The sequence below is a fragment of the Micromonospora sp. NPDC047753 genome, from assembly GCF_040642735.1.
Lineage (GTDB): Bacteria > Actinomycetota > Actinomycetes > Mycobacteriales > Micromonosporaceae > Micromonospora.
In genome coordinates this window covers 14,493-29,008 of sequence record NZ_JBEYSL010000021.1, presented here as the reverse complement: position 1 = coordinate 29,008, position 14,516 = coordinate 14,493, and the positions used below count along the sequence as shown (strand labels likewise).

The window sequence follows — 14,516 nt, the reverse complement described above, 5'->3', positions numbered from 1 at the left end:
GGCGGGCGCCAGGTCGTCGTCGGCCAGCCGGATCCGATGGTGGTCGGTGTCGTACGCGCGGGCCACCAGGTCGGAGTAGTGGAACTCGTCGCCGGCCGGCGGCGACGAACAGTCCCGGTACACGGTCAAGGACCTCCTCCCGCGGCTGGTCGTCGGGTTCACCGCGGCGCACTTCTCCCAGTTGGCCTGCGACCAGTTCATTGATGTGGCCAATGCGCTGACCGCGGCGATCAGCGAGGGCGGCTACGACGGTGACGGCGCGTTCACCGCGATCCGCACCCACCTCGCGGCGGCACAGGACCGCACCGTTCCGCTGTTGTTCCTGGTCCTGATCCTGCTCATCACCGTCCTGGTGGTGACGGCGGCGTTTCAGCTGATCGGCCGGTTCGTGGCGCTGCTGGTGATGACGAGCATCGCGCCGCTGGCGCTGGCCTGCCACGCGCTGCCGCAGACCGACGGTCTCGCCCGGCTGTGGTGGCGCGCCTACGCCGGATGCTTGGCGATCCCCGTGGCGCAGGCGTTCTTCCTCACCGCGGGGCAGCAGACACTGCTCGACCCGGCGACCATGCTGCCCGTGTTCGGCCTGCCCGTCGACCCGGGCGGCACGCTGAACCTCCTGGTCGTGGTGGTGCTGCTCTGGACCACCGTCAAGATCCCCACACTGCTGGCCCGCTGGGCGGGCCAGACCGGACGTAGCACGAGCACCATGCTCGGCGCGGTCGTCCGCGTCGTCGTGGTGCAGCAAATCGCCCGCACCATCCCCGGCCTGAACACCCTTCGGAGGACCATCAAATGACCAAACCCGAATCCGAAGCGCCGTTGAGGGCACGGATGCCGGCCGACGTCGACGCCCCCGACAAGGTGGCCTACGGCCTGACGTTCCATCAGCTGGCGATCGTCGCCGCCGGTGCGCTGCTGTTCTACACCGCGTGGCGCACGCTGCACGATGTCGTGCCGGCGCCGGTGTTCATCGGTGCTGGTGTGGTGCTCGGCGGGCTGGTCATCGGCCTGGCTCTGGGCCGCCGCGACGGCCTGTCCATAGATGTGTGGCTGCTGCACGCGATCTGCCACACGCGCACACCCCGGTCACTGTCCACCGCCACCGTCGCGGCGGACACCGGGACGCCGGATTGGGTCGAGACCCCCAGCAGCGGCCGGATGCCGCTGCCAGCGCCGTTGCGGCTGCCCGCCGACGCCATCGACGACGACGGGGCGATCAGCCTCGGTGACGCGCGGGCGGCGATCGTCGGCACCACCACGGTGAACCTCGCGCTGCGCACACCCGCCGAGCAGGCGGCCCTGATCGAAGGGTGGGGGCGGTGGCTCAACAGCCTGTCGACGCCGACGCAGATCGTCGTGTCCGCGCAACCGGTTGACCTGACCTCCCACAGCCGAGCTCTCGCCGCCGTCGCGGACGTCCAGCCGCATCCGCGGCTGGGCGCGGCGTGCGCCGATCACGCCGAGTTCCTCGGCGACCTGGCCGCCCGCCGGGACCCGCTTCGCCGGCAGGTCCTAGTCGTCACCAGCGCGGCGGCCGGCGAGCGCGCGCATGCCGCGCGGCGGCGAGCCGATGACACGGTGCGGGCGTTGGCCGGCCTCGGCGTCAGCCCGCGGCTGCTGGACGGCTCGGCGGTCACCGCCGCCCTGGCCGGCGCCGCCGACCCGTACCGGCCACCGCAACCGGGCCGCCTGGCCGCACCCGATGCCGTCATCACCGCCGCTGCCCCCACCCGCAGGGCAAGGAGCCAACAATGATCAGGAAGAGACGGTCCGGCGACGACAAGGCTCAGCCGCAGCCGGACTCACTGGCGTCGGCGGTCGCGCCGGCCACCGTCGAGGTCACACCCCGGTGGCTGCGCGTGGGCGACGGCTTCGCCGCCACCCTCGTCGTGACCGGTTACCCGGCCGAGGTCGGCCCGGCGTGGCTGGAGCCGCTGCTGTCCTGGCCGGGCCGGCTCGACCTCGCGTTGCACATCGAGCCGCTGCCGGCGCCGATCGCCGCGTCCCGGCTGCGCAGACAGCGAGCACGGCTGGAGTCCTCCCGGCGAGCCGACTCCGAGCGCGGCAAGCTCACCGACCCCTACGTCGATGCCGCAGCAGATGACGCCGGTGACCTGGCCGAGCGACTGGCCCGAGGCGCGGCGAAGCTGTTCCGCGTCGGCCTGTACCTGACCGTGCACGCCCGTTCCGAAGACGAACTCCTACAGGCGTGCGCGCAGGTCCGGGCCGCCGCCGCGTCCACCCTTCTGGAGGTGCAGCCCGCGACGTGGCGGCAGCTTCCCGGCTGGACCACCACCCTGCCCCTCGCCTGCGATGGGCTGCGGATGCAGCGCACGATGGACACCCAGGCGCTCGCCGCCGCGTTTCCGCTGTCGAGCCCGGACCTGCCCGCACCGCTGCCCGGCGACCCGCCGGCCACCGGCGGTGTCCTCTACGGGATCAACCCGGCCAGCGCCGGCATTGTTTGGTGGGACCGCTGGACGCAGGAGAACCACAACTCGATCGTCCTGGCCCGCTCCGGGGCAGGGAAGTCGTACTTCGTGAAGCTGGAGATCCTGCGCAACCTCTACCTGGGGGTGCAGGTCGCGGTGGTGGACCCCGAGGACGAGTACCTGCGACTGGCCGACGCGGTCGGCGGCAGCATCGTCCGGTTGGGCCTGCCCGGCGTGAAGATCAACCCCCTGGACTTGCCGGTCGGCGACCGGCGTCCCGACACGCTGACCCGCCGCGCTCTGTTCCTGCACACGCTCATCAGCGTGCTGCTCGGCCACCAGCCGCCACCGGCGGAACGCGCCGCGCTGGACCGGGCCATCCTCGCCGTCTACCGGGCCGCCGGGATCACCGCCGACCCGGCCACGCACCACCGGCCGGCGCCGCTGCTGCGCGACCTGGCCGCCACGCTACGCGCCGACGACGACTCGGCCGCCGCGACGCTGGCCGTCCGGCTCGCGCCGTGGGTGCAGGGCAGCTTCGCCGACCTGTTCGACGCACCCACCACCCAGGCACCGGTCGGACACCTGGTCGTGTGGTCGCTGCGGCACCTGCCCGACGAACTGCGCACCGTCGGCACCCTGCTCGCGCTGGACTCGATCTGGCGCACCGTCGACGCCCCACAACGCCCGTCGCGGCGGCGGCTCGTGGTGGTCGACGAGGCGTGGCTGCTGATGCGCGACGGCGAAGGCGCCCGCTTCCTGTTCCGCATGTCGAAGGCGGCACGTAAGCGCAACGCCGGGCTGACCGTCATCACCCAGGACGCCGCCGATGTGCTGAGCACCGACCTCGGCCAGGCGGTGGTGTCCAACGCCTCCACCCAGGTGCTGCTGCGGCAGGCGCCGCAGGCCATCGACGCCGTCGGCGAGGCGTTCGGGCTCACCGACGGTGAGCGGCGGCTGCTGCTGGCGACTCGCCGCGGCCAAGGGCTGCTGATCTCCGGGGCGAGCAGGACCAGCTTCGAGTCGATCGCCTCCGACGCGGAGCACGCCCTGTGCACCACTGATCCGGTCGAACTGGCCGACCTCGACGAGGAGGGCGATCTGTGACACCGCCGACCGAAGCCCTCAGCTCAACGGTCGCAACACGACGGCGAAGCTCTCCGGGCTGGTGACCGAGGTGCCGCACTCGCACTGGACGCCGGCTGACCTTCGACCCGCCGTCGAGGACGCCCTCGACGCGTTCGGGCCGGAGCGACTGATGTTCGGCTCGGACTGGCCGGTCTGCCTGCTCGCCAGTTCGTACCAGCGGTGGGTCGACACCCTGGCCGAGTTGCTGGAGGGCCGGGACGGGGCCGACCAGGCGTCGGTCTGGGGCGGGACGGCACGCCGCGTCTACGGGTTGGAGGCGTCATGATGGCCCGCTCACTGCCGCGCCGCCCGCAGCTACGGCTCACCGAGCTGGGCTTCGGCGCGGCCCAGGCGGGCAACCTGTACCGGACGACGACGGACGAGGAGTTCGCCTCGGCGGTCGACGCCGCGTGGGAGGCGGGCGTCCGGTACTTCGACACCGCGCCGCACTACGGTCTCGGGCTGTCCGAACGCCGCCTCGGCGTCGCGTTGCGCCAACGGCCGCGCGACGAGTACGTGGTGTCGACGAAGGTCGGGCGACTTCTGGTGCCGTCGCCTGAGGACGCGCACCTGCGGGACTCCGACGGGTTCGATGTGCCCGCCACCCACCGGCGGGTGTGGGACTTCAGCCGCGACGGCGTGCTGCGCTCGATCGAGGCCAGCCTGGACCGGACCGGGTTGGACCGGATCGACGTCGTCTACCTGCACGATCCGGACGACCACTGGGAGCAGGCCGCGCACGAGGCCGTACCCGCCCTGGTCGATCTGCGCGACCAGGGCGTCGTGGGCGCGATCGGCGCCGGGATGAACCAGTCGGCGATGCTGGCCCGGTTCGTCCGGGAGACCGACGTCGACGTGATGATGTGCGCCGGGCGGTACACCCTGCTCGAACAGGGCGCCGCCGCGGACCTGCTGCCGGCCGCCGAGAGCCGGGGGGTGGGCGTCGTCATCGCTGGCGTCTACAACTCGGGCCTGCTCTCGCGGGACCGGCCGCCGGCCGACGCCGTCTACAACTACGAGCAGGCCCCGGCGGCGGTGATCGAGCGGGCGCGGCGGATCGCCACCGTCTGCGAGACGTACGGGGTGACACTGCCGCAGGCGGCGCTCGCCTTCGTCCGCCGGCACCCGGCCGTGGTGTCGACGGTGGTCGGCGTCCGCACCGAGGCGCAGGTGACCGATACGGTACGACGCTCCGATGTCGCCGTACCCGAGGAGCTGTGGGGCGCCCTGGCGGCGGCCGGGCTGCTCGCCGTGACGCCTGGTCTGCCTGCCTGATCGACGACAACGTCCCGGCCGGGACCGGCTCCGTTTCTCGGATACCGGTCCCGACCGGGACGTCATCTGTTACCGCGACAGCCGCAGGGTCAGAGCGCCGTGAAGCGCCACTGCTGGTTCGTCGCGTTGCTGCAGGTCCACTGCAACACCCGGGCGCCGTCGGCCGTGGAAGCGCCGTTGACGTCCAGGCAGAGCCCGCTGAGCACACTCTTCACCGTGTACACGCCGGAGGTTCCGGTCGCGGTGGCGGTGAACTTCTGCTGGTTGCCGTTGTTGCAGGTGGCCTGCTGGAGGAAGGCACCCGCCGCGGTCGAGCTGCCAGTGACCTCGACGCACTTGCCGCTGTGCACCGCCTTGAGGTAGAGCGCGCCGTTACCGGCGTCGACGGCCTGCCACTTCTGGTTGTTGCCACCGGTGGACGCCCACTGGGTGATCTGGGCGCCGTCGGCGGTGGAGACACCGCTGACGTCCAACAGCTTGTTGCTGTGCTGCGCCGTGACCGTGTAGGTCTTGCCGGCCAGGCCGGTGCCGGTGCCGGTGCCGGGTGTCCCGACGCCGTTGCCGCCGAAGGTGTGCGCGTCCAGATCGAACGAGTTGTTGCTGTTCTTGAACACCATGTAGAGCGTGTGCGTACCGCCGAGGGCGGCGACGCTCACCGGCGTCGTGGACTGGTAGTTGTCCCAGCCACCCGTGCTGGGCACCGTGGTGGTGGCCAGCAGGGTGCCGGTCGGCGAGTCGGCCCGCAGCTCGATCGAGCCGCCGCCGGACGGCGACGACAGCCGGTAGCTGACCGTCGAGATCCCCGACAGGTTCATCGGGTTGAACGCGATCCAGTCGTTGCTGGAGATGTCACCGACGCGCTTGGTGCTCTCCGCGGCCGCCTGGTCGACCACCCGGATGCCGGACTGGCTGCTGAAGTACTCGGACTGCTTGTGCTTCGGTTGCAGGATCGCCTGTGCGGTGCCGGTGAGCGGGGACCCGCCGCCCGAGCCGCCGTTGTCGGTGTACCGCGCGTTCAGCACGTAGAACAGGTTGGCGCCATCGGGGTGCCCACCGAGCAGGTCGGTGGAGATGGTGCCCGAGCAGCCCGGGTACTCGGTGGTCTCGTGGGCGTGGTCGTCGTGACCCAGCGCCGGGTTGAGGAACACCTTCGAGCAGTCGACGGTTCCGCCGTCCGGATCGGTCACTGTGATCTGGTACGACACCTTGTCACCGAAGGTCAGCATGCCCCCGTTGCCCGGTGTGGTGATGGTGACCACCGGGGCGCTGTTGCCGACGGTGATCGGGACGTTGGCGAAGCCGGTCTTGCCGGCGCTGTTGGTGACCTTCAACTGGGCGGTGTAGTTGCCGTTCGAGGTGTACACCTTCGACGGGTTGGCCGCCGTCGAGGTGGTGCCGTCGCCGAACGTCCACAGGTAGCTCAGCGTGTTGCCGTCCGGGTCGGACGTGCCAGCGCTGCTGAACTGGACGGTCAGCGGTGCGCTGCCGCTGGTGGGCGTGCCGGTGGCCTTGACGATCGGTGACCGGCCGCCCTGGTTGTAGTCGATCCGGTAGAGCCCGGAGTCGCTGTTGCCGCCGCCGAAGTTGGTGCCCCACTCCAGCAGGTAGAGCGAGCCGTCCTTGCCGAACTCCATGTCCATCGGCTTGTTGAACCGAACGTTGGGCAGGAACGGGTTGGTGCGGGTGACCGCCGAGGAGGAGTCGAAGTGCACCTCCTTGACGTAGTTGCGCGCCCACTCGTAGAAGAAGTGCACCCCGTCGTAGTAGGGCGGGAACTTCGTCGCGGAGGGGTTCGACGCGTCGTACCGGTAGACCGGGCCACCCATCGGCGCCGAGCCGCCGGAGCCCAGCTCCGTGAAGGTCGGCGAGGTGCCGTAGCCATACCAGATATTGGGTGCGACGACCGGCTTCAGGCTGGTCAGACCGGTGTTATTCGGCGAGTTGTTGACCGGCGAGCTGCAGTTGAACTTGGAGCCGACGACGCCGGTGTCCGGGTTGAACGGCGCATAGGGCTGGTTGTCGCCGTGGCAGAACGGCCAGCCGTAGTTGCCGGCCTGCTTGATGACGTTCAGCTCGACCAGGCCCTCGGGCCCGCGGTTGGTGGTGGGCGGGTTCCGGTCCGGTCCGTAGTCGGCCAGGTAGACCCAGCCGTTGGCCGGGTCGATGGAGAAGCGGAACGGGTTGCGGAAGCCCATCGCGTAGACCTCGGGCTTGGTCTGCGCGGTGCCCTGGGGGTAGAGGTTGCCCGACGGGATGGTGTAGCCACCGCTGGCCGAGGGCCGGATGCGCAGCAGCTTGCCGCGCAGGTCGTTGGTGTTGCCGGCGCTGCGGGCGGCATCCAGGTTGGACTTGCCCGACCGCCAGTCCAGCGGGGCGTAGCCCTGCCAGTTCGGGTCCAGGTTCGGCGGCGTGTCGTCGCCGGTGCCGATGAAGAGGTTGCCGTCGGGGCCGAACTTGATGTAGCCGCCGGTGTGGCCGGGCTCGGGGAACGTCCGGTCCCGGTACGCCGGGATGTCGATGATCGTCACGCCGCTCGACGTGTTCAGCGTGTCACCGCTGACCGTGTAGCGGGAGACCCGGTTGACGTCGGTGCTGCTGCTGGCCGGCGAGTGGTACAGGTAGATGTAGCCGTTGGTGGCGAAGTTGGGGTCCAGCGCCATGCCGGTCAGGCCGTCCTCGCCGCCGGTGTAGACGCTGAGGGTGCCGGCGGTGACGGTGCTGTTGGTGGAGGGCTTGAAGATCTTCACCTGGCCGCCGCGCTGGACGTAGAAGACCCGGCCGTCCGGTGCCACACCCAGCGCCATCGGGTCGACTGTGTTGTCGTCGAGGGTGCGCTTCTCGAAGTTGCCCCAGACGGTGCCGCCGCAGTCACCGGCGGCGTTACCGGCCGCCCACTTGATGCCACCGAGCACGTGATTCTGGAAGTTCGCCTCGCTGTAGGAACCGATCGCGTGGCCCATCGCGGTGGCCCACACCCGCCCGCCGTTGGTGTTGCGGCACCAGGAGATCGGATGATCCGGGCCCATCGCCCGGGATCCCGGGTTGTACGTGCGCTCGTCGGCGGTCACCAGCACGTGCACGTTGCCGCGCGGGTTGGCGTCGAAGTTGTACCACTCCTCGCTGCGGGTCCACCGATCCGGCAGGCTGGCCGTCGACGGGTGCTTCTTGTCGGCGACGATGGCGGTGCCCTGGAGCACGCCGGGGGAGTGCTCGGGCATGTGGGCGCCACCGTTGATGGTCTGGTCCCACCACGGGTATTCGCTCTCGATGCCCATGTCGAGGGCGTTGTGGATGCCCACGATGCCCTTGCCGCTGGCGAGGTAACCCTCCACCGCCTGGCGCTGCGCCGCCGAGGTCCAGACCATGCCGGAGGTCTGGAGCATGACGATCACGTCGAAGGTGGCCAGGTTGCTGGCCGTGAAGACGCTTGAGTCCTCGGTGGCCACCACCTCGAAGTTGTTCGCCGCCGCCTGCTGCTGGATCATGCTGATCCCGGCGGCGATCGAGTCGTGGCGGTAGCCGGTGGTCTTACTGAACACCAGGGCGCGGAAGGCCGGGGCCGCCGACGCGGGTGGGGCGAGGCCGAGCGCCAGTAACAGGCCGGCGATCACCGAGATGAGCAATGTGTTACGACGCATGCCGTCTCCTAGGTTGGGCGGGCGTAGGGATTGCGACCACGGGCCCTCCGACGCGTCAGGTTGACCCTGGACACGTGAGGGGACGCGGGCGCGCTTGTCTGCCTCATGCCGTTCGCCGCAACGGCAGTCAGACCTGCGGGACGTCACACAGCGTGATCGTGGCTGTGGTTCTCGTCCCGGGGTCCACGAGGTCAGGATGAGCTAGAGATCGATGACTGTCAATCCACAAAGTAACGTCCGACGTCCTGCCCGGTGGACGGCGTCCGTGCCCGGCTTCCTCGCTGCGGTGCCGCCTGTCGATCCCGGCCCGACCTGGCAGTCAGTCTTGATCGAGGATTGCGGACCCGCATCCAAACATCTATCTTCATACGTGTGATGTTTCGTCGATGTCAAGGGAATGTTTGCACCGCAAGAACGTAAGTCGTGGTTGTAGCCACGAAAGCTTGTTGTTCAGTGCCTCAAAGCCGCCGTAGTGTGGCATCTAAACGTGTCTATGACTACTGTCTGTGAGGGCTTTCGGGATGTCAGATCCGCCGCCGACGCCGCTTCTCACCCTCCGGGGCATCGGCAAATCCTTCCTCGGAGTCCGCGTTCTCGACGGTGTCGACCTCGATGTCGCGCCGGGCGAGGTGCACGCCGTGGTCGGTGAGAACGGTGCCGGGAAGTCGACCCTCATGAAGATCGTCTCGGGCGGGCACGCCCCGGACGGGGGCACTGTCGAGTTCGCCGGTGCGACGCGTACGTTCCGTGGCCCGCGTGACGCGCAGCGGGCCGGCATCGGCATCATCCACCAGGAATTCAACCTGCTCCCGGAGCGCACCGTCGCGGAGAACGTCTACCTGGGGCACGAGCCGGTCCGACGCGGGCTCGTCGATCGTCGGGGGATGATCGACCGCACCACGCGGCTGCTCGCCTCGATCGGTGAGACCACGTTGCCGGCCGACGCCCGGGTGGGGCAGCTGGGCGTCGCGCAGCAGCAGGTCGTCGAGATTGCCAAGGCGCTCGCCCTGGATGCGCGGCTGCTCATCATGGACGAGCCGACCGCCGCGTTGGCCGACCACGAGGTCGAGCTGCTCTACGGGCTGGTGCGCCGACTCCAGGAGCGGGGCATCGGGCTGCTGTACGTCTCGCACCGGCTCGCCGAGGTCTTCGACCTGTCCGGGCGGATCACAGTGCTCAAGGACGGCCGTCGCGTCACCACAGTGGACACGGCTGACACCACCGCCGACGAGTTGGTACGGCACATGGTCGGCCGGGAACTCTCCAGCTACTACCCGGACCGGGCCGCCCCCGAGGACCGGGGCCCGGTGCGACTCAACCTTCGCGACGCGGGCAACCGGAAGCTGCGGGACATCAACCTCCAGTTGCGCGCCGGCGAGGTGCTCGGCATCGGCGGCCTCCAGGGTTCCGGGCGCTCGGCGCTGGCCCGCGCGATCTTCGGGGTGTCACCGTTCACGACCGGCGACATCACACTCGACGACCGGCCGGTCCGACTGCGCTCACCCCGCACCGCCATGCGGGCCGGCATCGCCTATGTCACCGAGGACCGCAAGGGCGAGGGGATCGTCCCCCGGCAGTCGGTACTGGACAACGCGCTGCTCGCCAGCCGGGCCGTCTTCGCCGCCCGGTCCGGCCGGGCGGCGAGGACCGCCCGGGTACGCGAGTTGCTGGCCGCCGTGGAGATCCGCGGCGCCGGCGACGACCAGGAGATCCGTTTCCTGTCCGGGGGCAACCAGCAGAAGGTCGTGCTGGCCCGGTGGCTCGCGCTCAACCCGCGGATCCTGCTCTTCGACGAGCCGACCCGGGGCATCGACGTGGGCGCGAAGTCAGCCATCCACGATCTCGTCCGCCGCCTCGCCCGGGATGGCGCGGCCGTGCTGATGATCTCGTCGGATCTACCGGAGCTGCTGGGAATGAGTGACCGGATCGTCGTCATGCGGGACGGCCACGTCGCGGGTGAGCTGCCCGCCGGCGCGACCGAGGAGGAGGTCGTCGCGCTGGCGGTCGGCACGACACGTGAGGTTGCCGCATGAGCGCTCTGTCGCTGCTGCCGGCCCGGCGTTCCGTACCGGGCGTGTTCGTGGCCCTGACCCTGACCCTGACGATCGGCTGGCTGGTCGTCCTGCTCGACGGTGGTCAGCTCTTCAACCAGTCCACGACCGTGAGTCTGCTGCATGTCGCGGCCGGCCTCGGGCTGGTCGCGGTGGGCCAGACCCTTGTCATCCTGGGGGGCTCGCTGGACCTCTCGGTGGCGTACGTGATCAGTCTCAGCACCCTCGTCGCGGCCGAGACGATGAACGGCAGCGACGGCGCGGTGCTGCCGGCGATCGGCCTGGTGCTCGTCGTCAGCGCCGGTGTCGGGTTGCTCAACGGGCTCCTCGTCACCAGGTTCCGGGTCAACGCGTTCATCGCGACCCTGGGCGTCGGGTTGCTGCTCAAGGGTTATCTCGACAACGGCTACGACGGCCCGGCCGGCACCACGGCACCCTCGCTCGTGCAGGCGCTCGGCTATCAGCGGGTCGGGCCGGTGCCGGTGTCGTTCCTGCTGTTGATAGCGGTCACCGCGGCGGCCTGGTTCGCGCTGTCGCGGACCCGCTTCGGTCACCACCTGGTCGCCGTCGGCGGGGACCCGGAGGTGGCACGGCTCTCCGGCGTCCGCAACGACCGGGTCCTCGTCACCGCCCACGTCCTGTGTTCGATGTGCGCGGGGCTGGCCGGCATCTACCTCGCCAGTCGGCTCGGCTCGGGCGCACCCCGGGTCGGCACCGAGGGCCTCTACGACCTGGAGTCGATCGCCGCGGTGGTGATCGGCGGAACCGCCCTCGCCGGTGGGCGCGGCGGCGTCATCGGCACGGTCGGCGGGGTGCTGCTGCTGGCCAGCATCGACGCCATCTTCAACCAGCTCGAGGTCGACGCCTTCTTCAAGCAGGTGATCCGGGGCGTCATCATCATCGCCGCGGTCGCCGTCTACGCCCGCCGGGCCATGCGAAAGGCGGCCTAGCCATGCAGACCGTCCAGCCCCGTTCCCTGCCACTGCGTCTGCCGCGGGTACGTCCCGGTGGCGTCCTGCCGATCCTCGCGATCCTCGCGGTGCTGTTGGTGCTCGTCGGCATTCGTCAGCCCGACTTCCTGGCCCCGCAGTCGCTGATGTCCTTCCTCGGCCGTTCGGCCCCGATCATCCTGCTCGCCGCCGGCCAGTACTTCGTGATCGTGTCCGGCGAGTTCGACCTGTCGGTCGGTTCCCTGGTCACCGCCCAGGTGGTGGTGGCCGCCCGGCTGATCGACAGCGACCCGGCGCGTACCTGGCCGGTGGTGCTGCTCCTGCTCGCCTTCGGCGCACTGGTCGGGCTGGTCAACGGCCTGATCACGACACGGCTGCGGGTGCCGTCGTTCATCACCACCCTCGGCATGTTCCTGATCCTCGTCGGCGCTGTCTACCTGTGGTCCGACGGCGCACCGAAGGGTGGGCTCTCCGAGGAGTTCCGGCGGTTCGGCCGGCGGGCCTTCGAGGACGTGCCGGTGCTGGGTCGCGTGCCGTACGCGCTGGTGGTCCTGGTGGTTCTGGCGGTGGCAGCCGTGCTGCTGATGCGCTCGGACTTCGGCCGGACGCTGGTCGCCGTCGGCGACAACCCGCGCACCGCCGAGCTCAGCGGCGTACGCGTCTGGCGTACCCGGACCTTCGCCTTCATCCTCAGCGGGCTCGCGGCGGCGGTGGCGGCCATCCTCCTGGGCGGCTACAGCGGCGTGTCGTTCCAGGCCGGCGCGGGCCTGGAGTTCGGTGCGATCACCGCTGTCGTCCTCGGTGGGGTGGCGCTCGGCGGAGGTCGCGGCGCGGTCGTCGGGGCGATGCTCGGCGCGCTGACCCTCGAACTGCTGTTCGCCCTCATGAATTTCTACGGCGTCTCCGGCGCCCTCAGGTCGACCGTCCAGGGCGCGATCATTCTGCTCGCCGTGGCGGTCTCGGCAACCCGTTCTTCGTCGAGATAAAGGGGAAACCATAGTGCGACGTTCCATGGCGGCCATTGCCGCTGTCACCCTGCTGTCCCTTGCCGCCTGTGCCACCGACGAGCCGGCCGCGAGCCCGTCGGGAAGCGCGTCCGCCGCCACTGGTTCCGGCACCGGAGACCAGTCGAAGTTCTTCGTGCAGGCCGACTACGACGCCGAGTTGGCGCTGCTCGACGCGGCACCGACAGGCCCGGCCGACAAGCCGTGGGAGCAGGTGCTCAACCCCACGATGGTCGACACCGCCAAGTTCAAGAAGAACGGGCCACACAAGATCTGCTTCTCGAACGCGGCGCTGAACAACCCCTGGCGGCAGGTCGGGTTCAAGACCATGCAGGCCGAGGTCGAGGCGCAGAAGAGCCGCATCAAGGAGTTCGTGCACGTCGACGCCGAGGGCAAGGACCAGAAGCAGATCGCGGACATCAACGACCTGCTCGGCAAGGGCTGCGACGCGCTGATCGTCTCGCCGAACACCACGGCCACGCTCACCCCGGCCGTCGAGGCCGCCTGCAAGGCGGGGCTGCCGGTCGTCGTCTTCGACCGCGGTGTCAACACGAAGTGCCCGGTGACGTTCATCAACCCCATCGGCGGCTACGGGTTCGGCCACGTCGGCGCCGAGTTCGTCAGCCAGAAGATGAAGCCCGGTGGCAAGGTCCTCGCCCTGCGGATCCTGCCGGGCGTGGACGTCCTGGAGACCCGCTGGTCGGCGGCGAAGGTGGCGTTCGACAAGGCGAAGGTCGATGTCGTGGGCGTCGAGTTCACCGACGGTGACCCGGCCAAGACCAAGAAGATCGTCGACGACTACATCCAGCGGTACGGCACGATCGACGGTGTCTGGATGGACGCCGGAGCGACGGCCGTCGCGGCGGTCGAGGCGTTCCAGGACGCGGGCAAGCCCGTTCCGCCGATGAACGGCGAGGACCAGCTCGACTTCCTGAAGATCTGGAAGGACAAGAACCTCACCGCGATCGCACCGACCTACCCGACCTACCAGTGGCGGACGCCGATCCTGGCGGTGCTGCAGATCCTCGACGGCAAGCAGGTGTCCAGCCCGTGGAAGCTGCCACAGCCGACCGTCACGCAGGACAACCTCGACAAGTACCTCGACCCGAGCATGCCGCCGCTGCACTACGCGATGTGCGGCTGCACCGACCTGCCCGGCTACCCGCAGCGCTGGAAGTAGGAACCGATGTACGCCATCGGCGTCAACCCCTGGGTCTGGGCCTCGCCGGTCGACGACAAGGCCCTGACCGAGCTGATCCCGCGGATCGCCGCGTTCGGCTTCGACGCGGTCGAGTTGCCGATCGAGCAGCCCGGCGACTGGGACCCGATCCGTACCCGGGACCTGCTGGCCGAGCACGGCCTTGTCGCCGCCGGCGTCTGCGCGGTCACCCCGCCGGGGCGGGACCTGGTGGACGCCGCGCCAGCGGTCGTCGAGTCGACGGTGGCGTACCTGATGAATTGTGTGGAGAACGCGGCGGCCGTCGGCGCTGGATGCGTCGGCGGCCCCGTGTACGCCTCGGTCGGCCGCACCTGGCGGATGTCGCCAACGGCCCGCGCGGCCTGCTACGCGGATTTCCGGCGGGCCCTGGCACCGGTGGCCGAGCAGGCCGGTGAGTTGGGAGTGAGCATCGGTGTCGAGGCGTTGAACCGCTACGAGACGAGCGTCGTCAACACGATCGAGCAGACGATCGAGTTGATCGACGGGCTACCGCCGAACGTCGGCATCATGATCGATACCTACCACATGAACATCGAGGAGGCCGACCCCTACGCGGCCCTCGCCGTCGCCGGCCGGCACATCAAGCACGTCCAGGTCAGCGGCACCAACCGCGGCGCTCCGGGTGCCGACCACTTCGACTGGCCCCGGTTCTTCACAGTCCTGCGGGACACCGGTTACCAGGGCTCGATCTGCATCGAGTCGTTCACCGCGGAGAACGAAACCATCGCCACCGCCGCGGCGATCTGGCGTCCGTTGGCCCCCTCGCAGGACCGTCTCGCCACGGACGGCCTGCGCTATCTCCGGGAGATCCTCGGATAA

The 14,516-nt window shown here is 69.8% G+C and carries 11 protein-coding genes; 10 read left to right on the top strand and 1 reads right to left on the bottom strand.

What is annotated here, in order from left to right; genetic code table 11:
- The first annotated feature begins 205 nt into the window (after nt 1–205).
- Genes ABZ749_RS03670 through ABZ749_RS03650 form a run of 5 tightly spaced genes read left to right on the top strand, consistent with a single transcriptional unit; the run spans nt 206 to nt 4,835 of the window.
- Nucleotides 206–796 carry a conjugal transfer protein TrbL family protein gene (locus ABZ749_RS03670; protein ID WP_357222401.1) on the top strand — a complete coding sequence of 197 codons (591 nt, stop codon included), beginning with the start codon at nt 206–208 and terminating at the stop codon, nt 794–796.
- Nucleotides 793–1,755, top strand: a complete 963-nt coding sequence (locus ABZ749_RS03665) for a PrgI family protein (protein WP_357222399.1) — start codon at nt 793–795, stop codon at nt 1,753–1,755. Before ABZ749_RS03670 ends, ABZ749_RS03665 begins: the two co-directional genes overlap by 4 nt.
- Entirely contained in the window at nt 1,752–3,539 is a 1,788-nt protein-coding gene (locus tag ABZ749_RS03660) for a DUF87 domain-containing protein (protein ID WP_357222397.1), read from the top strand. The genes ABZ749_RS03665 and ABZ749_RS03660 overlap by 4 nt, the downstream gene beginning before the upstream one ends.
- On the top strand, nt 3,493–3,846 hold the full coding sequence (locus ABZ749_RS03655) for an amidohydrolase family protein (RefSeq protein WP_357222403.1): 354 nt from the start codon (nt 3,493–3,495) through the stop codon (nt 3,844–3,846). The genes ABZ749_RS03660 and ABZ749_RS03655 overlap by 47 nt, the downstream gene beginning before the upstream one ends.
- Nucleotides 3,843–4,835, top strand: a complete 993-nt coding sequence (locus ABZ749_RS03650) for an aldo/keto reductase (protein WP_357222395.1) — start codon at nt 3,843–3,845, stop codon at nt 4,833–4,835. The genes ABZ749_RS03655 and ABZ749_RS03650 overlap by 4 nt, the downstream gene beginning before the upstream one ends.
- An 89-nt stretch (nt 4,836–4,924) precedes the next feature.
- On the opposite strand, the gene ABZ749_RS03645 is transcribed toward ABZ749_RS03650, so the two are convergent.
- The gene (locus ABZ749_RS03645) at nt 4,925–8,473 is read right to left on the bottom strand and encodes a ThuA domain-containing protein (RefSeq protein ID WP_357222393.1); all 3,549 of its coding nucleotides are present in this window, start codon (nt 8,471–8,473) and stop codon (nt 4,925–4,927) included.
- 521 nt (nt 8,474–8,994) lie between these two features.
- Between ABZ749_RS03645 and ABZ749_RS03640 the strand changes: the two genes are divergently transcribed.
- The 5 genes from ABZ749_RS03640 to ABZ749_RS03620 are packed head-to-tail and all read left to right on the top strand — an operon-like array spanning nt 8,995 to nt 14,516.
- Complete coding sequence (locus ABZ749_RS03640) at nt 8,995–10,506, top strand: sugar ABC transporter ATP-binding protein (protein ID WP_357222391.1); 1,512 nt, start codon at nt 8,995–8,997, stop codon at nt 10,504–10,506.
- On the top strand, nt 10,503–11,474 hold the full coding sequence (locus ABZ749_RS03635; protein ID WP_112585260.1) for an ABC transporter permease: 972 nt from the start codon (nt 10,503–10,505) through the stop codon (nt 11,472–11,474). Before ABZ749_RS03640 ends, ABZ749_RS03635 begins: the two co-directional genes overlap by 4 nt.
- Before the next feature lie 2 nt (nt 11,475–11,476).
- Nucleotides 11,477–12,460 (top strand): ABC transporter permease, encoded by a 984-nt coding sequence (locus tag ABZ749_RS03630; RefSeq protein ID WP_357222388.1) that lies wholly within the window; start codon nt 11,477–11,479, stop codon nt 12,458–12,460.
- A 13-nt stretch (nt 12,461–12,473) separates the two neighbouring features.
- Nucleotides 12,474–13,658: an ABC transporter substrate-binding protein gene (locus ABZ749_RS03625; RefSeq protein ID WP_307857817.1), complete on the top strand. Its 1,185-nt coding sequence runs from the start codon at nt 12,474–12,476 to the stop codon at nt 13,656–13,658.
- A gap of 6 nt (nt 13,659–13,664) precedes the next feature.
- Complete coding sequence (locus ABZ749_RS03620) at nt 13,665–14,516, top strand: sugar phosphate isomerase/epimerase family protein (RefSeq protein ID WP_357222386.1); 852 nt, start codon at nt 13,665–13,667, stop codon at nt 14,514–14,516.

Excerpts from the sequence above, each read along its gene's own strand:
- ABZ749_RS03665 (WP_357222399.1), top strand. The coding sequence starts at position 793 with ATGACCAAACCCGAATCCGAAGCGCCGTTGAGGGCACGGATGCCGGCC.
- ABZ749_RS03660 (WP_357222397.1), top strand. The coding sequence starts at position 1,752 with ATGATCAGGAAGAGACGGTCCGGCGACGACAAGGCTCAGCCGCAGCCG.
- ABZ749_RS03650 (WP_357222395.1), top strand. The coding sequence starts at position 3,843 with ATGATGGCCCGCTCACTGCCGCGCCGCCCGCAGCTACGGCTCACCGAG.
- ABZ749_RS03645 (WP_357222393.1), bottom strand. The coding sequence starts at position 8,473 with ATGCGTCGTAACACATTGCTCATCTCGGTGATCGCCGGCCTGTTACTG.
- ABZ749_RS03640 (WP_357222391.1), top strand. The coding sequence starts at position 8,995 with ATGTCAGATCCGCCGCCGACGCCGCTTCTCACCCTCCGGGGCATCGGC.
- ABZ749_RS03635 (WP_112585260.1), top strand. The coding sequence starts at position 10,503 with ATGAGCGCTCTGTCGCTGCTGCCGGCCCGGCGTTCCGTACCGGGCGTG.
- ABZ749_RS03630 (WP_357222388.1), top strand. The coding sequence starts at position 11,477 with ATGCAGACCGTCCAGCCCCGTTCCCTGCCACTGCGTCTGCCGCGGGTA.
- ABZ749_RS03620 (WP_357222386.1), top strand. The coding sequence starts at position 13,665 with ATGTACGCCATCGGCGTCAACCCCTGGGTCTGGGCCTCGCCGGTCGAC.